Origin of the sequence: Nocardiopsis ansamitocini, assembly GCF_030268225.1 — a bacterium.
In the GTDB taxonomy this organism is placed as follows: Bacteria; Actinomycetota; Actinomycetes; order Streptosporangiales; family Streptosporangiaceae; genus Nocardiopsis_D; species Nocardiopsis_D ansamitocini.
In genome coordinates, this window is record NZ_BSQG01000001.1 from 689,766 (window position 1) to 713,323 (window position 23,558).

The 23,558-nt window shown below is 66.7% G+C and carries 20 protein-coding genes, 1 tRNA gene and 2 CRISPR repeat arrays; of the genes, 14 read left to right on the top strand and 7 right to left on the bottom strand.

Translation table 11 applies throughout. From position 1 onward, the window contains the following. Nucleotides 1–75: 75 nt before the first annotated feature. Both QSJ59_RS03120 and QSJ59_RS03125 read right to left on the bottom strand, forming a co-directional pair. Entirely contained in the window at nucleotides 76–1,095 is a 1,020-nt protein-coding gene (locus QSJ59_RS03120) for a helix-turn-helix transcriptional regulator (protein ID WP_285757130.1), read from the bottom strand. 55 nt (nucleotides 1,096–1,150) lie between these two features. Continuing rightward, on the bottom strand, nucleotides 1,151–2,251 hold the full coding sequence (locus QSJ59_RS03125) for an LLM class flavin-dependent oxidoreductase (RefSeq protein ID WP_285757131.1): 1,101 nt from the start codon (nucleotides 2,249–2,251) through the stop codon (nucleotides 1,151–1,153). 478 nt (nucleotides 2,252–2,729) lie between these two features. On the opposite strand from QSJ59_RS03125, the gene QSJ59_RS03130 reads away from it, so the two are divergent. Next, nucleotides 2,730–3,113 carry an STAS domain-containing protein gene (locus QSJ59_RS03130; RefSeq protein ID WP_285757132.1) on the top strand — a complete coding sequence of 128 codons (384 nt, stop codon included), beginning with the start codon at nucleotides 2,730–2,732 and terminating at the stop codon, nucleotides 3,111–3,113. Between the two features lie 321 nt (nucleotides 3,114–3,434). Here QSJ59_RS03130 and QSJ59_RS03135 read toward each other — a convergent pair whose 3' ends face one another. Then, nucleotides 3,435–4,481, bottom strand: coding sequence for a methyltransferase (locus tag QSJ59_RS03135; protein ID WP_285757133.1), 1,047 nt, complete (start codon nucleotides 4,479–4,481; stop codon nucleotides 3,435–3,437). 413 nt (nucleotides 4,482–4,894) lie between these two features. On the opposite strand from QSJ59_RS03135, the gene QSJ59_RS03140 reads away from it, so the two are divergent. Then, nucleotides 4,895–5,200, top strand: coding sequence for a hypothetical protein (locus tag QSJ59_RS03140; RefSeq protein WP_285757134.1), 306 nt, complete (start codon nucleotides 4,895–4,897; stop codon nucleotides 5,198–5,200). A gap of 151 nt (nucleotides 5,201–5,351) precedes the next feature. Here the strand turns inward: QSJ59_RS03140 and QSJ59_RS03145 are convergent. Continuing rightward, a tRNA-Met gene (locus QSJ59_RS03145) sits at nucleotides 5,352–5,420 on the bottom strand. A gap of 86 nt (nucleotides 5,421–5,506) precedes the next feature. Next, nucleotides 5,507–7,501: direct repeats of the CRISPR family, unit length 30 nt; unit sequence GTTGCTACCCCTCGTAGGGGCGATGAGGAC. A gap of 378 nt (nucleotides 7,502–7,879) precedes the next feature. On the opposite strand from QSJ59_RS03145, the gene QSJ59_RS03150 reads away from it, so the two are divergent. The 8 genes from QSJ59_RS03150 (at nucleotide 7,880) to cas2 (ending at nucleotide 15,879) form a co-directional block, all read left to right on the top strand. Continuing rightward, a complete protein-coding gene (locus QSJ59_RS03150; protein ID WP_285757135.1) occupies nucleotides 7,880–8,608 on the top strand; it encodes a CRISPR-associated endoribonuclease Cas6 in 729 nt (242 codons plus the stop codon). A gap of 116 nt (nucleotides 8,609–8,724) precedes the next feature. Continuing rightward, nucleotides 8,725–10,050: a hypothetical protein gene (locus tag QSJ59_RS03155; protein WP_285757136.1), complete on the top strand. Its 1,326-nt coding sequence runs from the start codon at nucleotides 8,725–8,727 to the stop codon at nucleotides 10,048–10,050. Nucleotides 10,051–10,055: 5 nt separating this feature from the next. Further along, the gene (gene cas7i / locus QSJ59_RS03160) at nucleotides 10,056–11,081 is read left to right on the top strand and encodes a type I-B CRISPR-associated protein Cas7/Cst2/DevR (RefSeq protein ID WP_285757137.1); all 1,026 of its coding nucleotides are present in this window, start codon (nucleotides 10,056–10,058) and stop codon (nucleotides 11,079–11,081) included. Then, nucleotides 11,078–11,728, top strand: a complete 651-nt coding sequence (gene cas5 / locus QSJ59_RS03165) for a CRISPR-associated protein Cas5 (protein ID WP_285757138.1) — start codon at nucleotides 11,078–11,080, stop codon at nucleotides 11,726–11,728. Before cas7i ends, cas5 begins: the two co-directional genes overlap by 4 nt. Further along, nucleotides 11,728–14,136 carry a CRISPR-associated helicase Cas3' gene (gene cas3 / locus QSJ59_RS03170; protein ID WP_285757139.1) on the top strand — a complete coding sequence of 803 codons (2,409 nt, stop codon included), beginning with the start codon at nucleotides 11,728–11,730 and terminating at the stop codon, nucleotides 14,134–14,136. Before cas5 ends, cas3 begins: the two co-directional genes overlap by 1 nt. Continuing rightward, entirely contained in the window at nucleotides 14,133–14,630 is a 498-nt protein-coding gene (locus QSJ59_RS03175; protein ID WP_285757140.1) for a CRISPR-associated protein Cas4, read from the top strand. The genes cas3 and QSJ59_RS03175 overlap by 4 nt, the downstream gene beginning before the upstream one ends. A gap of 1 nt (nucleotide 14,631) precedes the next feature. Beyond that, complete coding sequence (gene cas1b / locus QSJ59_RS03180; RefSeq protein WP_285757141.1) at nucleotides 14,632–15,612, top strand: type I-B CRISPR-associated endonuclease Cas1b; 981 nt, start codon at nucleotides 14,632–14,634, stop codon at nucleotides 15,610–15,612. Between the two features lie 3 nt (nucleotides 15,613–15,615). Continuing rightward, complete coding sequence (cas2, locus tag QSJ59_RS03185) at nucleotides 15,616–15,879, top strand: CRISPR-associated endonuclease Cas2 (RefSeq protein WP_285757142.1); 264 nt, start codon at nucleotides 15,616–15,618, stop codon at nucleotides 15,877–15,879. Nucleotides 15,880–15,999: 120 nt separating this feature from the next. Then, a CRISPR array of direct repeats spans nucleotides 16,000–18,459; the repeat unit is 30 nt; unit sequence GTCCTCATCGCCCCTACGAGGGGTAGCAAC. A 133-nt stretch (nucleotides 18,460–18,592) separates the two neighbouring features. Here cas2 and QSJ59_RS03190 read toward each other — a convergent pair. Genes QSJ59_RS03190 through QSJ59_RS03200 form a run of 3 tightly spaced genes read right to left on the bottom strand, consistent with a single transcriptional unit; the run spans nucleotide 18,593 to nucleotide 20,418 of the window. Next, nucleotides 18,593–18,832 carry a hypothetical protein gene (locus QSJ59_RS03190; protein WP_285757144.1) on the bottom strand — a complete coding sequence of 80 codons (240 nt, stop codon included), beginning with the start codon at nucleotides 18,830–18,832 and terminating at the stop codon, nucleotides 18,593–18,595. Nucleotides 18,833–18,834: 2 nt separating this feature from the next. Beyond that, on the bottom strand, nucleotides 18,835–19,671 hold the full coding sequence (locus QSJ59_RS03195) for a phosphoribosylaminoimidazolesuccinocarboxamide synthase (RefSeq protein ID WP_285757145.1): 837 nt from the start codon (nucleotides 19,669–19,671) through the stop codon (nucleotides 18,835–18,837). 6 nt (nucleotides 19,672–19,677) lie between these two features. Next, nucleotides 19,678–20,418, bottom strand: coding sequence for a GntR family transcriptional regulator (locus QSJ59_RS03200; RefSeq protein WP_285757146.1), 741 nt, complete (start codon nucleotides 20,416–20,418; stop codon nucleotides 19,678–19,680). 523 nt (nucleotides 20,419–20,941) lie between these two features. Here QSJ59_RS03200 and QSJ59_RS03205 point away from each other — a divergent pair. The 4 genes from QSJ59_RS03205 to QSJ59_RS03220 all read left to right on the top strand — a co-directional run bounded on the left by QSJ59_RS03205 (nucleotide 20,942) and on the right by QSJ59_RS03220 (nucleotide 23,474). Continuing rightward, entirely contained in the window at nucleotides 20,942–21,178 is a 237-nt protein-coding gene (locus tag QSJ59_RS03205; protein ID WP_285757147.1) for a hypothetical protein, read from the top strand. An 88-nt stretch (nucleotides 21,179–21,266) separates the two neighbouring features. After that, complete coding sequence (locus QSJ59_RS03210; RefSeq protein WP_285757148.1) at nucleotides 21,267–21,524, top strand: hypothetical protein; 258 nt, start codon at nucleotides 21,267–21,269, stop codon at nucleotides 21,522–21,524. A gap of 208 nt (nucleotides 21,525–21,732) precedes the next feature. After that, complete coding sequence (locus tag QSJ59_RS03215) at nucleotides 21,733–22,044, top strand: hypothetical protein (RefSeq protein ID WP_285757149.1); 312 nt, start codon at nucleotides 21,733–21,735, stop codon at nucleotides 22,042–22,044. A gap of 170 nt (nucleotides 22,045–22,214) precedes the next feature. Beyond that, entirely contained in the window at nucleotides 22,215–23,474 is a 1,260-nt protein-coding gene (locus QSJ59_RS03220; RefSeq protein ID WP_285757150.1) for a hypothetical protein, read from the top strand. Nucleotides 23,475–23,558: the final 84 nt, after the last annotated feature.

The following is a 23,558-nucleotide window of genomic DNA, read 5'->3' on the forward strand; positions in this document are numbered from 1 at the left end:
CGGTACGACAAGCACGACGGTAAAACCTCAAGGAAGGTTGAGGTCAAGGCCCCGGTGCGGAATGCGTGGCATCGGTCAGCTCGCGATGGGCGTGGCCTCCATCGTCTGGGAGGGCATCTCGCCGAACCTGCGCCGGTAGAGCGCGGCGAAGCGGCCCAAATGGGTGAACCCTGCCTGGTGGGCGATGGCAGCGACCGAGGCATGCGTGGGCTCGGCATGACGCAGGGCCCGACGCGCATGGTCGAGGCGGACCTGGCGCAGCAGTGCCATGGGAGTGGTGCCGTAGGTGCGGCGGCATGCTCCCTGGAGGCCGCGAATGCTCATTCCCATCGCCCGGGCGAGGTCGGCGACCCCGATGGGTCTGCGGTGGTTGGCCTCCAACCAGTCCAGCAACCCGGCCATGCCGTCGGCCCGGCCACGGCTCTCACCCCGTCCGGCGAGCAGAACATCGGTGGAGGTGTGGGGCAGTCCCAGCAGAACCGTGGTCAGCAGCGACTGTTCAAGGGCGCGTACCGCCATCGGATGCATGGCCCCGGTGGAGACCTCGTCGAGCATCCGGACCACGTAACGCCAGGTCTGGTCGATGACCTCCGCACCGTGCACCGTGGGATTGCCCGCCCCCAGAAAACGAAGCGACGTGGACGAGGGCTCGCCGGTCATCAGTTCCAGGTGGTCCTCGAGCGTGCCCATGGACGACGCGAGGACCATGCACCCGGCCACGGGGTCGGGGCTCATCCACATCTTCTCGTCCTGGGACAGCACCAGGCTGCCGGCGGTACTGCCGGCCGACCCTGCGCGCTGGTAGCGGACCCCCATGGGGGCCTGCGGCGCACACATCGCGAAGTGTCCCTCGGTGGGCGGCGTCTCCACCACGACGCCGGACCCGCCGTAGCGCACCCACACGAGACTGAGCAGACCCAATTGCGCCCCGTTGACCACCCCGTCGAGGGGGTGCCCGGGGCTGAGTGCCCTGAGGTCATGGCCGACCGCAAGCGGTTCGACCGCGGCGTGCAGGTCTTCGATCCTCGTGCTGCTGGCCCGGTGGTAGTTCGTCAGCAGCGGCGGTTCGGACAGGGTTGATTTCTCCGCGCTCACGAGAAGTAATACTAGAGCCCGATCCCGCCGCTGCAAGGGAATCCTTACCTCATGGTTACTCCTGCGGGGGGTGCACAGCGCGAACACCTGCGCGTTCGAGCCGGGGCAGCACTTCCTGAGCGAAGTAGGGAAGCTCACCGGCGTAGTCGAGGAACGACAGCGTCATCCCGGTGAACCCGGCCTCGGCGAACGCGACGATCTGACTCGCGACCCGGTCGGGGTCCCCGACCAGAGGGTATCCGCCGTGGCCTGCGGCGAAGCGATCGCGGAAGGTGCTCAACATCTCGGGGGTGAAGGACTTCGCGTGCAGGCCCTGCATGCGCATGACCTCCTCGACCGCCGGCCAGTCGGCGTTCTCGTCGGCGTAGTAACGCAACTGCTCCTCCGCTTCGGCCTGGGTGGGCCGGCAGGTCACGTGCCCGAAGGTGAACACCCCGACGTCCCTGCCGTTGTCCCCGGCCTGCGCGCGGATCGCCTCGACCACTCCCGCCCCGTCCTCCGGTCCCCCCACCGAAGTGAAGGCGTGGTTGGCGTTGCGGGCAGCAAAGGCGCGCCCCTGGGTGGAGGACCCGGCATTGATCACCGGGATGGCCGAACCGTTGAACGGCTTGGGGCGCCCCACGACCCGCTTGAGATCGAAGAACCGTCCTTCATGGTCGAAGGGCTTGTCCTCGGACCAGATCCGGTGGACGACCTCCCACCACTCCTGGGCCAGGGCATAGCGGTCGTCGTGTTCGGTGGGCAGCGCCAGCCCGAACATCTCGTACTCGGGGGCGTGCCAGCCGGCGACGATGTTGAGCCCGACCCTGCCCCGGCTGATGTGGTCGATGGTGGCCAGCTGCTTGGCCGCGACGACCGGATGGTGGAAGGCCGTGTGGACGGTCGCGAAGACCCTGATCCGCTCCGTTGCGGCCAGCAGTCCCGTCGCCCAGGTCAGGGTCTCCAGGGCGCTCTCGTGAAAACCGGTATCAGGACCCCAGTCCGTCCAGCGGGCGACAGGAAGGATGAAGTCGATGCCGACCTCCTCGGCGATCAGGGCAAGACGCAGATTGTCTTCCCAGTCGCCCGACCAGCGCTCGGGGACCTTGGTGATGGACAGCCCCGAGGCCGTGTTCGGGGAGAACAGGCCCAGTTGGAAGTCTTGGCGGAGCGTCATTGCTCACTCGCCTTTCTGAGAGGTCGTTTTCCGGATGCCACCGCGTCCACCGGACGGGGCCGCTGCGCGTCCCTATAGGGGGAGCGATTAACGCATAACACGTCATAACTAGCCTTTTCCAACCAATCTCAACCCACCGCGACATGTCCGTTTAGCGCGCCGTCCAGAGTCCTAGTAGCCAGAAAACGAAAACCTCAGTAAGTTGAGTGTGTCCGGTAGGTTTCTCCCGCTTCCGGTGGGACGTCGTCCTCCGGCGGCCCGGAATGCGGACGGCATACCCGGGCTGCGGCGGCACCGGCCCCCTTGTCACGTCGCCAGCGCGACAACGGACCTGCTCAGCGGTCAGGTCCACCCTGTCAAGGGGGCCCGGTGCCGATCTCGGCGAAACACCTGCCACGCCCCGGAACACTTCGGCAGACGGCGCTCTCGCGCACAACGGAGCACGCCGCGCACGTCGTACAGGAAAAGAGATGGTCCTGTGTCAGATGATCCCAGCGAAGCCCTCGTGATACGCCTGTCCGGCGAGATCGACATGGCCACCGGACCGGCTCTGGGCGAATTGATCCGGCGCAGCGGATCCAGTCAGGCCCTGCCCCGCCCCGTCATCATCGACCTCTCGCACGTGGCCTTCCTCGACTCCGCGGGACTGCGCTCACTGTGCATGGCCCACGACACCCTGGCAAGGCAGGGGGTGGAGTGTGTGTTCGCCGAACCCCGCGGGATCACCGCCACCCTCCTGGAGTTGCACGACGTCGCACGCAGCATCGACGTCTACCCCATCGTGGAGACCGCACAGGCGGCGCTGAACCAGGCGGACCGGTGCGGCGACCGCTCGGGGACGGCGGGACGCAAGCAGCACTGAGAAGACTCCGGCTCCATCCGTCAGCCGTTCCCTCCCCACCATGGTTACCGACGGCCCCACGGGTGGATCGGACACGCGGACACCAAGCACCGACCTCCCCGGCCTGAGGGTGAACCCTCCGGCCGGGGAGGTCCGCACCCCGGTGCGCTACCGCAGCTTCGACGGAGCGGGCCCCGACGGTGACCGACGACGGCGCGATCGTGCCCCACAACCGGATCGACGCCCGGAACCAACCCGCCGGCGTCTCGCCCCCGCCCGCAACCACGGGCGTGGGAAGGCACCCGCCCGAGGACGTATGGACACAGGGCGGCCCCGGACAGCTCACGCCGGGGCGGCCTCGATGAGACAGAGTCCTGCGCCCGGGCCCGCCTGGCTGATCGCGGTGAGGGTGAACCCCGCCCTCTCGCACAGACGGACGAAATCGCTCCGTGTCCGCTCCAGGCCGCCGACGTTCACCAGCATGTTGAGATCACTGAGATAGGAGACCGGCTGCTGCTTGGGCTCGACTGTTTCGGGGAGCACCGGTTCGACGATGAGAAGCCGCCCCGTCTCGGGGACGACCCGGCGACAGTGACCGAGGATCGTCGCGGCACGGTCGTCGTCCCAGTCGTGCAGGATGCTCTTGAGCAGATAGAGGTCGGCCCCCTCGGGGACAGCCGCGAAGAAGTCGCCGGTGACGACACGGCAACGGTCGGCCACACCGGCCTTTTCGAGGGTGCCCACTGCCTGGGCCGAGCCCTCGACAGTGTCGAACACGATGCCGCTCAGGTGGGGATAGGCGCGCAGTACCGCGGACACCAAGGTGCCGTCCCCGCCCCCGATGTCGGCGACGGTGGTGAAACTGCCGAAGTCGAACTGCTGGGAGACGGCCGCGGCCAGCCCTTGGGTGCCCTGGCTCATCGCGGCGTTGAACAGAGCGGAGAGCTCGGGCTTGTCCTTGAGGTAGCCGAAGAAATCCGTGCCGAACACCGCGTCGAAACTGGTCTCGCCCGTGCGCAGGCTGGTGTCCAGGTGCTCCCAGCCCCGACACATCAGGGGTGCGGTGAACACCCGCACCAGTGCGTGCATGGAGTCCGGACGATCGGTGCGCAACAGCGCGCCGGCAGGGGCGAGCCGGAAGTGGTCGGGGCTCTCCTCCACGAGAATGTCGAGGGCCGCGAGGGCACGCAGCAGACGCCTCATCGACTGCACGGACAACTCGTTCTCGGCGGCGAGGTCGGGAGCGGAACGCACCCCGTCCCCGAGGGCGTCGGGCAGCCCGAACCGGGTGGCCGAACCGACGACCTGGGCCGCCATGGTCCCGAACATCAATCGGACGAGTCCGCCGCGTACCGCGGCCTCGGTACTCGTGTTCGTTGCCTCTGCCATGCCGGATCCTCCCCGTCGGCCCTGCCGAGTGTTGTTACGTCACAGCCCGACTCGACAACCCATCCGCACAAGAACAGCCGCCGAAACCGATCCCCGCCTATGAGAAACAGGACGGCGAACGCTGGCCAGCGTAACCCAACGACATATGCCGTGACCTGCAAATTCGCTTTCTTTCAATGGGGTGACACGGGTGATGCCCTTCGAGCGCGCTGGTGCTGTGCGAGGGACCCGACCAGCCGCCCCGGCCCGTGTCCCCGCCCCGGATCGGCTTCCATCCCTTGTGGTCCGCTGAGGAGTGCCTACAATGCTTCTCCGGTTCGGATCGCAGTAGGAGGTGGTCCCGGTGAAAACGGCGCCCCAGCCGTCCGCCAGGAGGGTCCGGAGCACGGACGGTGGGTCCCGGAAGGAACGAGATGTCCCGCACGGACAAGAGCAAACCGCTGTGGGTGCGCCAGCGCGAGCACGGCGCGGTGCCGGTGCACGACCACCGTTTCGGAACCTGCGACCTGCCGCCGCAACCGCTACGGGAGGATGCCTCGACGCGGTGCCGGTGGGAATCCCCCGAGGCGCTGTTGATGGGACACGAATGCTGTTCGGGGTGCCACAAGCGCGGCTGCACCGCGGAGTGGCAGGCCTACAACAGGACCGCCAACCGCAGACGGCGCCACGCGGACCGGTTGCGCACGCACCAGTGGGTGCGCAAGGCCAACACGCGGTAACCGCTCTGGCGACCACCGCCTCCTACAGCTTGTGCCCCGTCGTCCCGCCTGCCGTCGGGCCGATGCGAACCATGGGAAGCCGGGCCGAAACACCAAGCGCCGCTGGCCTGTACTCGCAGGTCGGCGGCGCTTTTCCCATGTGTACGGCGAGTAGGCCGGGCGGGGCTCGAACCCGCGACCCAGGGATTATGAGTCCACCGGCAGCAGCGGCCGTACGCCCTGTCTGACCTGCGTCGCGATCTCACCGGGGCAGGCCCCTCCCGGAACTTCAACGTGCATTCCCCGTGGGGTGGTCTGCAACCACATGTCATTACCCCTCGTAGGGGCGATGAGGACAGGATTTTCCGCGTCTCGATGCGCTTCACTTTCGCCTGTTGCTACCCCTCGTAGGGGCGATGAGGACTGGAGGCCGCCTGGCAGCAGCACGGCGGCGACCTGTTGCTACCCCTCGTAGGGGCGATGAGGACCCGGGGGACCGGGGCCGCGCGCCGGGGATCTGGGGGTGTTGCTACCCCTCGTAGGGGCGATGAGGACGTGTCTTCCTCAGCGAGGTAGAGCGTGGCCACCCGTTGCTACCCCTCGTAGGGGCGATGAGGACGGGGTGTTCTCGTCGTGGTGGTGGGGTGCGTGGCTGATGTTGCTACCCCTCGTAGGGGCGATGAGGACCCTCCAGACGTGCGCCTACCCCCTGACTCGCCATTAGTTGCTACCCCTCGTAGGGGCGATGAGGACTGGTGTGGGCGTGGCAGGAATTCGCGCAGTTCCGGTTGCTACCCCTCGTAGGGGCGATGAGGACACGACGGAGATCCCGCCGAAAAACCATCTGTCCATGTTGCTACCCCTCGTAGGGGCGATGAGGACTGGGCACACCGCCGGGACGCTCATGGGAGTCAATGTGTTGCTACCCCTCGTAGGGGCGATGAGGACCAGCCCCGCCGGGTCATCTGCTCCTGCGCCATCTCGTTGCTACCCCTCGTAGGGGCGATGAGGACTCGCTTCCGCCGTGGCGTCCGTCCCGGCCGTCGTGTTGCTACCCCTCGTAGGGGCGATGAGGACCACCGCCCACGGCTGCCTCCAGGAGGCCACGCTCAGGTTGCTACCCCTCGTAGGGGCGATGAGGACCGAGTTCGCCGTCGGGCACGAGGTCCACGTGCACGTGTTGCTACCCCTCGTAGGGGCGATGAGGACCGGCCCGGACGCCGGCGGGCAACTCGCCGTCACCGGTTGCTACCCCTCGTAGGGGCGATGAGGACGTCCTTGTCCGGGCCGAACTTGCCCAGCAGGTGCCGTTGCTACCCCTCGTAGGGGCGATGAGGACCATCGGAGCGTTCGGCGGCCGCGACAACATCTGGACGTTGCTACCCCTCGTAGGGGCGATGAGGACCGGTGGCCAGGGCCAGCGCCTGCTGCACGCTCTCCTGTTGCTACCCCTCGTAGGGGCGATGAGGACCGCCGGTTCCGTATCAGCAGCCACGCGGTCCGCACAGTTGCTACCCCTCGTAGGGGCGATGAGGACTCCGACCCGCCACCAGCTCACCGCTGAGGGCCTGGCGTTGCTACCCCTCGTAGGGGCGATGAGGACCGGTCCTGGTTTTTATTTGTCCCCCCGGCCGGTCTGTTGCTACCCCTCGTAGGGGCGATGAGGACGAGAATGTCCGCTGTCATGCGCACCTACCCGGCGGTTGCTACCCCTCGTAGGGGCGATGAGGACCCGGGCTCTGACGGCCTCGATGGTGCATACCTGATCATGTTGCTACCCCTCGTAGGGGCGATGAGGACGTGTCTCCCGTCTATGCGCCGCTGAACGGGGCGTGGTTGCTACCCCTCGTAGGGGCGATGAGGACGCACCCTCACCTGAGGATGACGGCCCCGAAGATGAGTTGCTACCCCTCGTAGGGGCGATGAGGACCGGGGTGACAGGCTCGGGGAGCTCCGCATCCGCATGTTGCTACCCCTCGTAGGGGCGATGAGGACGTTTCCTTCCAGACGGCAGTACCCCCTGCTGTGCGGTTGCTACCCCTCGTAGGGGCGATGAGGACGAGACGACGACACCGGGCACCCCGTGCACCCCATGTTGCTACCCCTCGTAGGGGCGATGAGGACTTTTCCGATACTGCGTGAGAGCCAAAAGAATAAGAGGTTGCTACCCCTCGTAGGGGCGATGAGGACGTTGCGAATCTCCCCGCTAGCCGGGGACGCAGAACAAGTTGCTACCCCTCGTAGGGGCGATGAGGACGCCAACGATGTTCGTGATCGGCCCGCCCCCTACACGTTGCTACCCCTCGTAGGGGCGATGAGGACCCCACGGTAAAGCCGCAGGCCAAAACAGGTGCACAAGGCTGGTTTTCGCGACGTTTTGCAGCGGACCTCCGGTTGTGCAACCGAGCACGGTGAGTCGCTGAAAAATCGTTCTTCGGCGACTTCGTGGCTACGGGTGTCTTGTCCCCGATTTTCGCACAACGTGGTTGGCGTGTGTTCTGGGGTGGAGACGACTCGGAACAATGCGCTTTCTCACGGAAAAGCGATCGTCAAGGCACTAAGAGTGAGGGAATTTGGCCGGGTTCGGCCATCGCCTTTGTGATTGGCGGAATTTTCGTAATTCGGCTCACCTATGCCGCACCTCTGCCTTAACTTGTGCCGCAGACGTATCGGGTGTGCTGGTGGAAGCGGGTGTGAGTCGTGCGGTTGCGGGTGGGGGTGCGTACGTCGGCGACGTCGTTGCCGTGGGCGCAGGTGCTCAAGCCGGGGCGGGGGTTGGTGTACGACCTTCTTGCGCACGGCGCCCCGGAAGTGGGGGCGCGCCTGCACGAGGAGGGCACGGGTCCGTTCGGGATGGTGCCTTTCGGTCACGGGGCGCCGATGTTCGCTTCGGCGCGGCGCAAGCGCGGGGTGTACGCGGTCGGCGGATCGGGGTGTGTGGAGCTGGGAAGTCCGCTTCCCGACGTAGTGCACGGCCTGGCCAAGGGCTTGGTGGGGCGCGAGGTCGTGGACTGGGGCGGCACGGCTTTCAGGATCGAGTCGGTTTCGGTGCTGGAGGCGCCGGCGTTCGCGTCGGGTCGGGCACGGCTGCGCACCTCCACCCCGGTGGTGATGAAGGGGTCTGGGCGTGACGACGAGGGTGTGCGCGCCAAGCGGGAGGCGTGGGTGCTGCCCGAGGAAGCGGAGTTCGCCCAGTACTTCGCGCAGAACCTGCGGCGCAAAGCGGTGACGTTGGGTTTGGACGAGGAGGTGTCGGTTGAGGCAGTCACCTGGGTGGGGCCTAAACGTTCGTTCGCGGTCGGGGGCGGTTTGAAGCCGGGGGCTCCGGTGGAGGTGGAGCTCGTGGGCGCTCCGGAGGTGTTGCAGGGGATTTGGAGCTGGGGTTTGGGCCAGGCCAACTCTGCGGGGTTTGGTTGGGTGGCGGCGTGAGCGGCGTTGTGACGACCACGGGGTCGTTGTCGGTGCGGTTGACGTCGCATCCGTTACAGCGGGCTGGGGCGTTCGCGTTGGCGCTGCTTGCGGCTCCTGGCCACAAGCTGCGTCGCATGAAACACCCGCAGGAGCTCACAGATGAAGAGCTGCGGGCGGCCAACACTTTGATGACGGGACACCTGGAAGCAACGGTGGAGCTGGTCGACTCCAAGCAGCCAGGTGGTTTCTGGTTGGGGGCCAGCTACCTTTTCTGGCCCAACTGCCCGCTCAACACCACCAACCGCAAGAAGATGTCGGTGGAGGAGCGCCGGGAGGAGTTGTTGAAGTGGCGCGACGTTCCCGAGGTCGACGCTGTGCTTGATGCGCCGTGCGTGCTGTGCGGGGTGGCGGCGTGCGGGTGGTTCGGCAAGGTCGATGTGCCGTTGGCCGCCAGTGTTTCCTACCGCAACACCACCGTGCCCGGCCATGAGGGCATGGCGTTGTGTCGGGGATGCCTGTTGAGCTTCTATGCGCTGCCGTATGCGTGCGTGGTCAGCGGCGGGCGGGCGGCTTTGATCCACAGCTGGGACGACGAGTTCCTCTCCGAGACAGTAGGGGTCCAGGCGCGGCGCATGCTCAAGCGCTCGGTCTTCTCCCCCGGATCGTCGGCGGTGCCGGCGGCCAAGTCGATGGCTTACTCGCGCCAGCGCCGGGTCGTCGAGGCGCTGCGCGCCTACGAGGGCGACCTCGTCGACGGTGTGGAACTGATGGTGTTCTCCAACAGCAACAAGGAGCAGGAACTCACCGTCCACGCGATCGACCAGCCTGCGGCGGAGTGGATCAGCGCCTCGGCCTATGACCGGCACAAGCAGGGGTGGGTTTTTCTGGCCAGGGCGCACCACTCGCCGAAGGTGCCTGGTGCGTCGATGCTGGCGCGCAATCTCTTCGACCGCCCTTTGTGGGTGGTGTCCTCGGCTTCGTCCTACCTGCGTGACCTGACCGAGAAGAAGACGGGGGTGCCGGGTGAGGGCCCGGCACTGGCGCAGGCGTGTTTCTCCTATTCCACGAGGGTTCTGATGACGACTGAGACAGATGCCGCGGCGATTCGCCAACTCGCGCGGCGTATCGCCGAAACGGTGGACACCGAGGACGCCGGCGAACTGAAGAAGTACTTCCAGGCGCACAGGTCGCCCAAAGGTCTTCGGGCGTGGCTGCGAAACAAGTCCACGCAGCACATGCTGCGCTCGAGCTCGCCCGAGCCGTTCGTGACCGAACAGCAGTGGCTGCTGCTGTTCGATTCGGAAGAACGCAACTACCTGCACCGGGACCTGCTGTTCGTGGGAATGCTGGCCGAACTGCACGAGCTGGCTCCGGCCTGGCGGGACGATCCCGAGCAGCGCAGTGCTTTGGAAGAAGAGTCCGGCGTCAACGACGACGTCGACGAGAAGGAAGAGGACTAGGAACCGTGACCTACCTGGTGGGCAAGATTGCCCTGGACATCACCGCTGGTGCGCCCAACAACGGTCGCGGTGAGGACAACGTCGCCGTCACCAAGAAGTTGTGGATCAACAAGAAGGCCTACCCGTACGTGTCGGCCCAGGCGTTTCGCCGGTGGCTGCGCGACTCCCTTCCCGCGTCGGAATCGCGCTCGCCGGTCACGCGCTCAGGATCGGGGACCAAGCAGCAGGCCCACACCGCCGGACGCCCCGACCTGCACCTGGACGACGACCTGTTCGGCTACATGGTGGCGGTGAAGAAGGAGAACTACCAGCGCGACACCGTACTGGCCACCGGCACACTGGTCTCTGTGCTCCCGGCCGGCGTCACCAAGGACTTCGGGACGATGAGCCGCGGATTTCCCGCTGACGCCAACCCCGTGATCCACGAGCACGAGCACTACACGGCCCAGGTGGCCGGGGACGTGCTGCTGGACCTGGCCCGCGTCGGCGTGTTCGAGCAGGAGGGCGGTGGCCTGCGCCGGGCGCTGTCACCGGCGGCCGCAGTCGAGGCGCTGGCCGCGGGCGCCCAGGAACTGGAGTTTCGCGGAGTGGGCTCGCTGCGTCTGGACATCCAGGAGCGGCGTCGTCGGGCCGCGTTGGTGCTGCGCACGATGGCCGAGGTGCGCGGCGGCGCCAAGCAGTCCCTGCACTACGGCGACCGCGCCCCTTCCCTGGTGCTGTTGGCCCCCCTCAAGGGCGGCAACAACCCCTTCACACGAGTGCTGGCCGCCCAGAACGGCGATGTCGTCTTCGACACCGAAACCTTCAAAGAGGAAAAGGCCGCCTGGGAGGACGAACTGGACGGTCCCATTCTCATCGGCTGGGCACCCGGTTTCCTGGGCGATCAGCGCGAGAAGGCACGCAAAGAACTCAAGACCGAACTCGATGAAGGCCAGGTCGTCATCGACCACCCGCGCGTGGTCCTACAAGGACTGGCCAAGCGCGTCGAGGCAGGCGAGCACGACGCGTGGTTCGAGGACGCCGCCCGGTGAGCGAGGTCCTGGAAGTCACGGTCGCCGCACCGATCGTGTCGTTTCGCAACCCCTTGTACGCCGGGGTGCAGTATGGGTTGCCGTGCCCTCCCCCGGCCACGGTGGCCGGCATGCTGGCGTCCATGGCCGGGGGGTGGGACGCGGTCCCCACCGACACGGTGTTCGCGATGGCCTTCAGCGCCAACGGTTCGGGAACCGACCTGGAGACCTATCATCGCCTGGACGCCAAAGGAGCCCGCCTCACCCCTCAACCCCAGGACCGGCCGTTTTTGGCCGACGCCACCTTGACGGTGTGGCTCCATAACGGACTCGAACTGTGGGAACGGGCGGTACGCCGCCCGGTGTGGCCGCTACGCCTGGGACGCAGCCAGGATCTGGCGTGCGCCCGCGCCCGACGCATTCACTTGCACGCCGCCCCCGGGCGGCAGGGCCACGCCCTGGTCCCGGAGGAGGCGTCCGTTGCCGGCACCCGGCTGCGTCTGCCGACCGCTTTCAGCAGAGATCGGGCCCGCACCGCCTGGGCCGGGTACCGCTACGCCGCCTCCGGCAGCAGCCACCCCCTGAGCACCGGGCACTCCACTCCTGAAGGGCAGGCCGTGATCGGTCTGGGCCGCGTCCACCCCGACCTGGTTGCCGAGGCAGCGTAGTGAATCCACTCGAACGGGTCTGGGCCAAAAGCCCAGACCCGGGCCAGCCCCGAGGCGAACTGCTCACTGAGCACCTGGACGCCATCACCCATGCTCTGGAAACGCTGCGTCTGCGGGTGGGACACGTGGAACTGCTCCCGGAGCGCTTCTGGGAGTGGGCGGCGCTCGCCTGCCTGTTCCACGACGCCGGCAAGGTCCCTCAAGGGTTCCAACGCATGGTCGCCAACCCCTCACGCTCCCACGCCTGGGGACAACGCCACGAGATCTACTCCCTCGGCTTCGTCGACCACGTGCTGTCCCACCTGGACGAGGACGACCGCCGCTGGATCGGTCTGGGCGTGGTGACCCACCACCGCCCCTTGACCGGCGCAGAGTGCCGACCAGGCCATTCCATCGCCATGCAGAGGAAAGCCCTGCCCGACCCGGCCGCGATAGTCGAGAGCTTCGGGCCGGTAGACGCACACACGGCCGACGCCTTGGCCGTGTGGTTGGCCCACCGCGCCCAAGCACCCGCCCCTGACCCAGTGGACGAGACGGTCCTGGCCCGCGCCACCCACCGGCTCCTCACCGACATCATGAACGAGTGGGCCAAGGAAAGCCCCGATGACGACGCGGGGCTGCACGCGGTACTGCTCCAAGGAGCGGTCACCCTGAGCGACCACGTCGCCTCCGCCCACGTTCCTTTGCTCACCGAACACGCCCTGACCGGCCAGTACCCCACGCGCCTACGCGACTCCCTGCCCGGACCGCTGTTCGCCCACCAAAACGCCGCACAGCGGGTCGAAGGCCACCTGCTGTTGCGCGCACCAACCGGCAAAGGCAAGACAGAAGCGTCCCTGCTGTGGGCGCTCACCCAGATCCGACAACTCAACGCCACCGTCGGCGGACAGCCGCGCCTGTTCTACACGCTGCCCTACCTCGCCTCCATCAACGCCATGGCCGAGCGGCTGGGCGAAGGACTCGACGACCCCGGCCTTGAACGCATCGGCGTCACCCACTCCAAGGCCGCCGGCTACCACCTCAACCGCGCCCTGAGCGACGAGCAGGACGATGAGAGCACTCCGATCGAGCACGCCGAACGCGCGGTCGCCAAAGCCAACGCCAGCCGTCTCTTTCGCGAACTGCTGCGCGTGACCACCCCTTACCAACTGATGCGCGCGGCCCTGGCAGGAACCACCCACTCCTCAACCCTCATCGACTCGGCGAATTCGGTGTTCGTCTTCGACGAACTGCACGCCTACGACTCCCGACGTCTGGGCATCATGCTGGCGATGATGGGGCTGTGGGTACGCCTGGGCGGGCGCATCGGCGTGGTCTCGGCGACGCTGCCCGACGCGTTGGCCCGCCTGATCGAAAACGCCATCGACGCGCCACTCACCGAGGTCGCACCGCCCCAAGGCCGGGCATGGCCGGTACGCCACCGCCTGCACCTGGACGACTCCCACCTCACCTGCGAGACCACCGCCAAAGCCATCACCCGCAGCCTCGAAGAAGGCCGCAGCGTGCTCGTGGTTGCCAACAACGTCGCAGACGCGCAAAGCATCTATGCGGCTCTCAAGGCCACCGCACTGAACCTGCACGGCGAAGATGCGGCGATCCTGCTGCACGCGCGTTTCAGAAACCGGGACCGGGCCGCGATCGAGAAACGCATTCTCGGCCGTTACGCGTCGGGCAAGGAGCACCGTCCCGGTCTGGTGGTGACCACCCAGGTCGTGGAAGTGTCCCTGGACCTGGACTTCGACGTGCTGCACACCTCCGCCGCGCCTTTGGAAGCCCTCATCCAGCGTTTCGGACGCGTCAACCGGCTGGGCAAACGCGCCGCTCCCGCGCCGGTCACCGTGCACCGCCCCTGTTACGCCCCGCGCACCGGCGACAAGGACGAATACGCCGACAAGGTGTACGAGGCCGCACCGACCCGCCAGGGCTGGGAACTCCTTGAACGCCACGACGGCCACACCCTCGACGAGCAGCTGTTCACCGGTTGGCTCAACGAGATCTACGCCAGCCCCTGGGGAGATGCCTGGCGTGAAGCCGTACAAGAAAAGTCCACCGAATTCTCTGAAAGCTTCCTCGGATTCGACCCGCCCTTCGACGATTCCAGAGACCTCGAAAAGGCTTTCGACAAGATGTTCGACGGAATCGAAGGCATCCTCTCCGGGGATGTTCAGGTCTATCGAGAAGCCCTCAAAGAAGGTGTGGACAGAAAGAACCGCGGAGCAGGAAAACTCCTGGCCGCCGGCTACCTCCTTCCGCTTCCGAACTACGCCCGTGGTCTCGCACGCTGGGACCACCGCCTCGGACTACTCGTGGTCGACGCGACGGAAGAAGACGGCTACAGCACCGAAACCGGCCTGGAACCGATCCAGCGTGACGGCCGCTCTGTCTACCAGCCTGGAGAAATTCTGTGATCAGCGCTGAAGACGTGGGCGGAGTCCACGTGAAGTACCTGCACCACTGCCACCGCCAGTTATGGCTCTACGCACGAGGGTTTCGCCCCGAATCCCTGAGCAGCTCGGTGCAGATGGGTGAGGCCGTGCACGAAACCTCCTACCGGCGGGCGTCCCCTGTGGACCTGGGATCGGCACGCCTGGACGACCTCGACGGCGACCTGTGGGTCCACGAAATCAAGTCCTCTTCCAAGCCCTCACCAGCCGACGAGGCCCAAGCCATCCATTACTGCTACCGGTTGCGGGCCGTGGGGGTGGAGGCCAAGGGCGCGGTGCTGCACTACCCCAAGACCCGGCGTACCCAGCGCATCCCCTACGTCCCTGAACACGAAACCCAAGCACAAACCGACATCGCCGATGTTCTGGCCACTGTGACCTCTCCCGTCTCCCCTCAACGCCTGGCGCGTACCGCATGCCGCGGATGCAGTTACCAGGACTACTGCTGGAGCATCTGACATGCCTGCCGCCACCCGCACCTACTGGCTCACCTCCAGTTGCCGTATCCGACGCAAGGACCAGTCACTGGTCATCGAGCGCGTCGAGGGCGACCACGTGCGCATCCCCATCACGGATGTGCGTGATCTGATCTGCTGCAAACCCGTGGACGTCAACACCTCTGTTCTGGGATTGCTCAACAAGCACCACATCAACGTCCACCTGCTCGGCTACTACGGCGATTACGAGGGATCCCTGGCCGCCGCCGACACCGCGACCTCAGGCGAGACGGTACTTGCCCAAGCCCGCCTGGCCATGGACGAGGAACGCAAACTGGCCATCGCGCGCGACATCGTGCACGCCACCGCGTTCAACGTGCGCCGCGTCGTCGACCGGGCCTTGCTCGAAGCCCCTTACACGACCCTCAAGAAAAGTATTTCCACCGCCACCAGCACCGAAGCCCTCATGGGTGCCGAAGGCACCTTCCGCCGCTCATCCTGGGAAGTCCTCGACACCAAACTCCCCGACTGGTTGCAACTCCACGGACGCAGCCGCCGGCCGCCACGCAACGCGGGAAACGCCTTCATCAGCTACGTCAACGGCATCATCTACGCCCGCACGCTGACAGCAATCCGGTTGACACCCCTGCACAGCGGAATCGCGTTCTTGCACAGCACAATGGAACGTCAGCGCCACTCCCTGGCCCTGGACCTGGCCGAAGTCTTCAAGCCACTGTTCGCCGAGCGTGTCCTACTGCGAATGGCCAATCGCAACCAGCTCAAACCGCACCACTTCCACAGCGACTCCAACCAGGCCATGCTGAGCGACACCGGACGCAAACTCGTCGTCCAGACCATCCGCGACGAGTTCGCCACCACCATCACCCACCGCCAGCTCAAGCGCAGCGTGGCCTACGACGAACTGCTCTACCTCGAAGCGCTGCGCCTGACCCACACCTGTCTGGAAGGCGACTCCTACAAGCCCTTCCGGATCTGGTGGTGACCCGTGCACGTTGTCGTCGTCTATGACACGGCCCAAGAACGCAACCCCCGTATCCTGCGCACCTGCCGCCGCTATTTGCACCATGTACAACGAAGCGTCTTCGAAGGCCAGCTCAGCCCCGCACAGCTTCGCCGCTTCCAAGCCGACGTCAACGAGCTCATCGACCACTCAAGCGACCACGTAATCGTCTACACGCTCCCTCCTGGCACCCAGCTCGTACGCCACACTCTCGGCAGCGACAAACCTGCGCCCAGCGATATCCTGTGAAACGCGCCGAAGCCGTTTTTCAGCGACTCGCCGGGCTCGGTTGCACAACCGGAGGTCCGCTGCAAAACGTCGCGAAAACCAGCCTTGTTCACCTGTTTTGGCCTGCGGCTTTACCGTGGGGTCCTCATCGCCCCTACGAGGGGTAGCAACGAGAGATGGGGTGGTGAGATGTGGCATTTTTTTGGTCCTCATCGCCCCTACGAGGGGTAGCAACAACACGGCGACACGTGGGTGGACATTGACCGCATCACGTCCTCATCGCCCCTACGAGGGGTAGCAACGACATGCCGAACATTTGCCCCTCGTAGGGGTTGATCGTCCTCATCGCCCCTACGAGGGGTAGCAACGACATGTCCGACGGCGACGCCGACCACCCTGAGGCGTCCTCATCGCCCCTACGAGGGGTAGCAACGCGAAAGCGCCCCACGCGTGGTGGCGGGCGAGTGCGGGTCCTCATCGCCCCTACGAGGGGTAGCAACCTTGCGCTTTTGCGTGCGTGGCACGGCCACTTATGGGTCCTCATCGCCCCTACGAGGGGTAGCAACGCGGGATCCTGGGCGGCAGCGCCCTGGTGGCGCTGAGTCCTCATCGCCCCTACGAGGGGTAGCAACGGCAGCAGGCAGTCCACGGTCACGGCGTCGGTGATGGTCCTCATCGCCCCTACGAGGGGTAGCAACACCCAAACCACCCGGGCAGCCGCCAGATCGTCGAGAGTCCTCATCGCCCCTACGAGGGGTAGCAACATCCCGCGTTGGCGGCCGGGCTGCCGTGCGGTTTCGTCCTCATCGCCCCTACGAGGGGTAGCAACACGAACACGGCGACACGCGGGGCCTGGAGGTGCGGGTCCTCATCGCCCCTACGAGGGGTAGCAACCGCTTGTGCGGAACAATGAACGTCTGCGACGAGCGCGTCCTCATCGCCCCTACGAGGGGTAGCAACAGCTGCTGCTCCAGCTGGGTGACACGGGCAGCGAGGCGTCCTCATCGCCCCTACGAGGGGTAGCAACATGAGGACGGCACCGTGCACTCCGCGTTCCAGGAGGTCCTCATCGCCCCTACGAGGGGTAGCAACGCCCACAGCGCGACGGCCAGAAACAGGACGATCACGCGTCCTCATCGCCCCTACGAGGGGTAGCAACCCGAGACCCAGCGCCGGGGCCTGGCGGGTATGGGCGTCCTCATCGCCCCTACGAGGGGTAGCAACCTGCTGCTGAGCCAGCCCACCAGCACGGCACTGTCCTGTCCTCATCGCCCCTACGAGGGGTAGCAACGCGGATCCGGTGAGAGCGACGGGGGGACCGGCGAGGGGTCCTCATCGCCCCTACGAGGGGTAGCAACACCCCCACCACTGCGCTCACTCCGTCGGCGTGCTGTCCTCATCGCCCCTACGAGGGGTAGCAACCGACACTCAGCGCGTCCACCTGCGCCTTTGCCCGAGGTCCTCATCGCCCCTACGAGGGGTAGCAACACGGCCTGGCGTTGGGCGCGTGGCAGACCGGCACCAGTCCTCATCGCCCCTACGAGGGGTAGCAACAAGCCGGTGACCTTCGCGCGCGGCAGGTACCGCGCGGTCCTCATCGCCCCTACGAGGGGTAGCAACGGGTAGGGCGCTGCCAGAGCTGCCAGACGCTCAGGGTCCTCATCTCCCCTACGAGGGGTAGCAACGAGAAGGTGCCGGCCTGGGCTTCGTCCAATTTCCAGGTCCTCATCGCCCCTACGAGGGGTAGCAACGCGATAATCGCCACGCCTACCTGGAGCCCGGACATGGTCCTCATCGCCCCTACGAGGGGTAGCAACCCAACGTCGTCCCGTTCCTGCCCCTGCACGTCATGTCCTCATCGCCCCTACGAGGGGTAGCAACGCCAGGACCTGCACGCGGCCGTGCACGGAGTGGAGTCCTCATCGCCCCTACGAGGGGTAGCAACACGTCGAGCCGGTAGATACCGGGCGGCCACGACGGGTCCTCATCGCCCCTACGAGGGGTAGCAACGAGGTGGACGTGAACGTGCGTGAAGCTCAGAGGACCGGTCCTCATCGCCCCTACGAGGGGTAGCAACCGCACTGCCCGCAGCTGTACACGTGGATGGAACTGGGTCCTCATCGCCCCTACGAGGGGTAGCAACAGCTGTCCTACGTGCCCCTGAACCTAGTGACGCACGAGTCCTCATCGCCCCTACGAGGGGTAGCAACAGATCGTGTGGGATGGAGAGACCACCACCGTCTACGTCCTCATCGCCCCTACGAGGGGTAGCAACACAGTGCGGACAGCCGTTCGGCGCGCTTCAGCAGGGGTCCTCATCGCCCCTACGAGGGGTAGCAACTGGAGATCGTCGACGGCAAGGCCGGCGACACCACCGTCCTCATCGCCCCTACGAGGGGTAGCAACGCAGCCAGGTTCGAGTACCCGGCGCTGGTGGGGAGTCCTCATCGCCCCTACGAGGGGTAGCAACAACAACTTGATCTCGTCCAACGCGTAGTAGCCGCGGGTCCTCATCGCCCCTACGAGGGGTAGCAACGGGTCGGGGATGGGCGCGTAGTGGACCATCTCTCCGTCCTCATCGCCCCTACTAGGAGTAGCAACCGGCAGAGCCTGCCGTACTTGCCCCGAGTGATTCTGGGGCCTTATCTCCCCGCCAAAAAGCTTAGTAGCCAGAGCAACCAGCAAATGCAGAGAGTGCCCCAGTGGTTGCTGGGGCACTCTCTGCATTGACCATCTATCTGCTGGTGTCGGTCCCCGAGGATCGTGATTCGTCTTCATCGACCCATGGTTTGTCCATCGAGTTCCGCAATCCGTCGACGGGGTTCATGACTGGTTCGACCCCGTACGCGCGTAGCAGCATGCCGGCCGCGACTTCCGGTAGCGGCTGGTCGTCGCCGCGCTGGGGTCGGATTCCGTCGCGCTCCAGGATGTCGCGTACTTCGCCCAGGAATTTGTGCAGGTCGTAGGTCTGCATGCTCACCCCTCCCAGCGGCGGCCGGTGATGCGCTCGTAGACGTCGATGTAGCGCGCGCGGGTGGCTTCGACGATCTCGGTGGGGATCTCCGGGCCGGGCGGGGTCCGGTCCCAGTCGGTGATGGTGCTGGACCAGTCGCGGACGAACTGCTTGTCCATGGAGTGCTGGGGACGCCCCGGGGTCCAGTCGTCGGCGGGCCAGAAACGGGAGGAGTCTGAGGTCAGCACCTCATCTCCCAGGACCAGCGTGCCGTCGGGGGCGCGCCCGAACTCGACTTTGGTGTCGGCGATGACGATGCCGCGCTCAGCGGCCAGTTCCGCACCGCGGGTGTAGAGCTTCAGCGTGACGTCGCGCAGCTTCTCGGCGGTCTCGGCGCCGATCTCGTTGACGACGTCGGCGAAGGTGATGAACTCGTCGTGGCCCTCGGTGGCCTTGGTGGTGGGGGTGAACACGGGTTCGGGAAGCTTGGACGCCTCGACGAGACCGGCTGGCAACCGCTCGCCGGAGACGGTGCCGTTCTTCTCGTACTCCTTCAGGCCCAGACCGGCGAGGTAGCCGCGGGCGATGAACTCCACGGGCAGCATCTCCAGGCGCTGGCAGCGGATCGCTCGCCCGGCCCACTCTGCGGGTACGTCGGTGGAGGAGATGACGTGGTTGGGCACCACGTCGGCGAGCTGCTCGAACCACCACAGCGAGAGCTGGGTGAGGATCTTGCCCTTGTCGGGGATCGGGGTGGGCAGGATGACGTCGTAGACGCTCACCCGGTCGGAGGTGACCAGGATCAGGTCGTCGCCGTCGGCGTAGACGTCGCGCACCTTGCCTGAGTGCAGCAGTTCCATGTGTTCCTACCTGGAGATCTCGTAGTTGTAGGTGGCCCACCGGCGGGGCACGGAGACGGACTGGCCGAACTCGATCACGTCTCCCTCAGCGCTGAGGACCCAGTTCTGTTTGCGCAGGACCGGGGAACCAAGAGGGATGCCGAGTGCTGCTGAGTCTTCTTCCGAAGCGATGTCGGCGCGGAGCTGGTCCTTCCCGGCAGCGGGAACGAGCCCGGTCTGGTCCTCCACGTACTTCGGGGTGCCCTGGCGCAATCGTTCTGCTTCCAGCAGCAGTGGAGCCGATTCGGCGAACTCCCCGCTGTACCAGGACGTGCTGGCGGAAGAGGGGACGTCATCGCGAAGAGTCACCCGTTGGCGCCGGATGACGTTCGTCCCCACGGGAATCCCCAAGGCGTCCGCGACCTCTTCGGGCGCGGGCACGAGTTCGGCGGCGCGGATCTCGGCGCGCTCGTTCGTGGCGTAGATCCGTCCCTCAAGGCTGCGGATCACGCGGTCTTTGGCGCTTGCCCCTACCTGGTCACGGGTGACGATGCTGCCCCTGCCCGGCTCGCTGCGAACGAGGCCCTCGGCCTTGAGTGTTCCGACAACCTTGTTCGCGGTCGCTGGCGAGATCTTCCACTTCGCGGCGATAGCGCGCACTGAATCGATCTTCTGGCCGTCCTGGAGGACGCCGGACTCGATGTCTGCCTTGATGTGCTTCACGACCTGCATGTAGGGCGGGTCGGTGCGCTGGACCTGAGGGGACATGTTCGGCTCCTTCGTGGTGAACATGGTCAGTGTACTAGTACGCATAAATGTTCAGGCATGTGAGCTGCAACTCTGCCGCTTTCAACGCATACATGCCCAAGAAGAATTCCATCTGTATTAGAACACTAAACGATCGCGTGCTATAACAGTTGCACGGCCTCAAGCCGCAGCCCGGAGGAGGACTCCGGTGACCAGGGCGAAGCCCTGTTCACCGCGTGGAATCTCGGAGCGCACGAGCGTTGACAAGCCCACGCGGCACATAGCGAGCACGCCCTGACCCCACCCCGAGCAGACAAGGGGCGGCGAAGGGAAGACGCAGCCACGGCACCCCCTTGAGGTGCGCCGCCCCGGTGGTCCCGGGGCCGCACGGAATGGCCGCGCACCGCACCCCTGGGGTGCCTGTCCGCCCCCGGTCTCCTGGACCACTAGGAGAGCGGGGGCGGGCGGGGACCACCCGGGTCCACACCACCCGCCCGGCCTGTCCTGCCGGGTGGCTCTACAGCTCGACGAACGGGAGAACCCGATGGCTGCTGAGACCACGACCCAGCGCTTCGCTTACGTGCTGACGCTCCAGTTCCCGATGGGCGGCATGAACCACTTCATCTCCGAGGCCACCGGCATCCTCGACGTGCCGACGGGACACAGCCGCCACGTCGTCTACCAGGAGATCCGCCAGAGCATGATCAACCAGGCCCACCGGCAGGGGCCGGCCGGACCCCCGAGCACGATCTTCTTCGACCTGGCGCCCGACACCCTCTGACCCGCCCCCGCCCACCCAGAGAGCCCCACACCGGACCACACCCGGGTGGGGCTCTGGCACATCTACGAGAAAGCAGGAGCAACCGCAGATGCACCAGCCCCCTTTGCTGCCGGGAATCCCCGCCGAGCTCTTGGTCGACCCCGACCTGTTCGCCATCGCTCTCGACAACGAGGACGACGCCGAGCTGGCCGCGCGCCGCGCCGCCGCCGCCGACATCGCCGCCCACTACCTGGGCTGCGGGACCGACTCCGACGACGGCGGCCCCGCCGACCTGGTGTTGAGCATCGTTCGCACCGCCCCCGTCTGGGACGTCTGCGATGAGGAGCTGACCAGGTGGGCGGCCTGATGGCTGATTGGCCCGAAGGGGAGCCCCAAGAGGTCCGCGACGCCGCTGAGGACTGGCAGCGCAGGCGCGACGAACACCCCAACCCCTGACATGAACGCGGCCCCACCCAAGCCGGCAAGCACGGGTGGAGCCACGCAATCAACCAAGCGGCCCCGGCACACAAGCCGACAAGCCCCGCCAGGGCCGCACTCCAAAGGAGCGATTCCCAATGTCGCACACCGACTACCTCACCGCACAGCAGCGCAGCGCGCGCGTGCTCGACACCCTGCTGTCGATGCGCCTGCCCGAAGCGGAATGGTCGATCAGCACCGTCTACCCCGACAAGCTCGACGGCCAGATCTCACGCTCCATGCGATCCCTTGAACAGGCCCGGGCAGACCTCGCCACGTGGGCCACCGCCTTCAACGCCGCCGTGGACTGGAACCGGCTTGGCGGCCAGTGGCCCCACGTGGTCTTCACCGTCAACGGGGTGACCGTGCGGGTGTGGACCTACGCCACTGGCGAGGTGGACACGCGATGAATGCCGAACTGGTCAGCCCCCTGATTCTGTGCCCGACCGTGGCGGTCTATGTGACCACCACGGCGATGTGCGCCTACGCCTGATCACCCCTTACACAGACGAGACGCGGCCCCTGCCCATTACCGGTAGGCAGGCGCCGCGTCTCTTCCATGATCCCACGAGGAGTCACCATGCAGTTCTTCAACCGCGGTCGCGCCACCGTTCCGAAACCGCCCACCGCCCCCGTGCCGCCTGCGCCGGCCTCCCCGCCCAAACCGCCCGCCGCCGAACCGCCCACCGCCCCCGCGCCGGAGCCGCCCGCGTTGGCCGCCGTGGACGGTTGGTCCTGGCTCACCCCGACCCGCGTGGTCGTGGGCGCGGCCGCTCTCCCATCGCTGCTCTCGCTGGTCTGGCTGGCCAGCACCGTCGCGCAGATCACCGGCGGCCCCAGCGGGTGGGCCGCGGGCGTCTTCGCGGACGTGGTGATCGTCTCGACCGTGGCCATCGCGTGGTTCGCCCCCGACGTGCGTCGCATGGCCGGTATCGGCGGGTGGGCCGCTGCCATCGCGGCCAGCGCGCTGCTGGGGTGGCACCACTGGGGCACCGAGGCGGTCGCGTTCTCCCTGCTGCCGGTCGGCTCGAAGTTCCTGTGGCACGTGGCCCTGATGGCTCGCACCGCGTGGGAGGCGCGCCGCGACCAGGACGTGCGGGCCCGGGTCGAGGCCGAGCGCCAGGAGCGCGAAGCCGAAGTCGCCCGGGCCAAGGCCCACGCCCAGGAGCAGCGCTTGGCCGCTGAGGCCGGTGCCGCCCGCCAGGCCGCCGAAGCCGGTGCCGATGACTGTTCCCTGACGGTGGAGCAGCGCCGCGAAATCGCCGACCTCAAGCGCGCGGCGGCGTTCGCGCGGGCCAAGGCCGAGGCCGAGGCGGAGGAGGCCACGGCCAAGATCCACGCGGAGAAGACCGTGGACATGGCCACCGACCAGGCCGAAGCCGACCGGCTCAAGGCCCGCTACGAGCTGGCCGCGCAGATCGGCGGGGGGTTGCCGCTCACGGTGTTGGCGCAGTTCCTTCCCGACCTGCCGGGGATGGAGGTCACCGAGGTGGCCGCCAAGGACCGGTCGCGGGTGGAGGCGGCCCCGCGCAAGGAGGTCGCCGCGGCCGCGAGCGCCGGGTTCGGGTTCGCGCAGCCACGGGCGCGCGTGGGGGGTGCCTCCCCCACTGGCCTGGGGGTGCCTCCCCACGCCTGCCCCGATGCCTCCCCTTGCGCCTCCCCCCAGGAGGAGGACCTGCCCGTGTCGGATCGGCTGCTGCGCTACGTCGCCGACAACGGGGCGGGTTCGACGGTGAAGGGCGCTGCCCGTGAGCTGGGAGTGGACCCGCGCACCGTGCGCCGGTACCGCGACGACCTGGCCCTCGACCACGACATGAGCGCCCTGTACTCCACCCGGTGAGACATGAGGGGGTCCCCGCCTTGACCTGCGGGTGCCCCCTCCGCCTCCCCGCTTCGGCGGGTGAGTGGACCCACCCACCCCGTC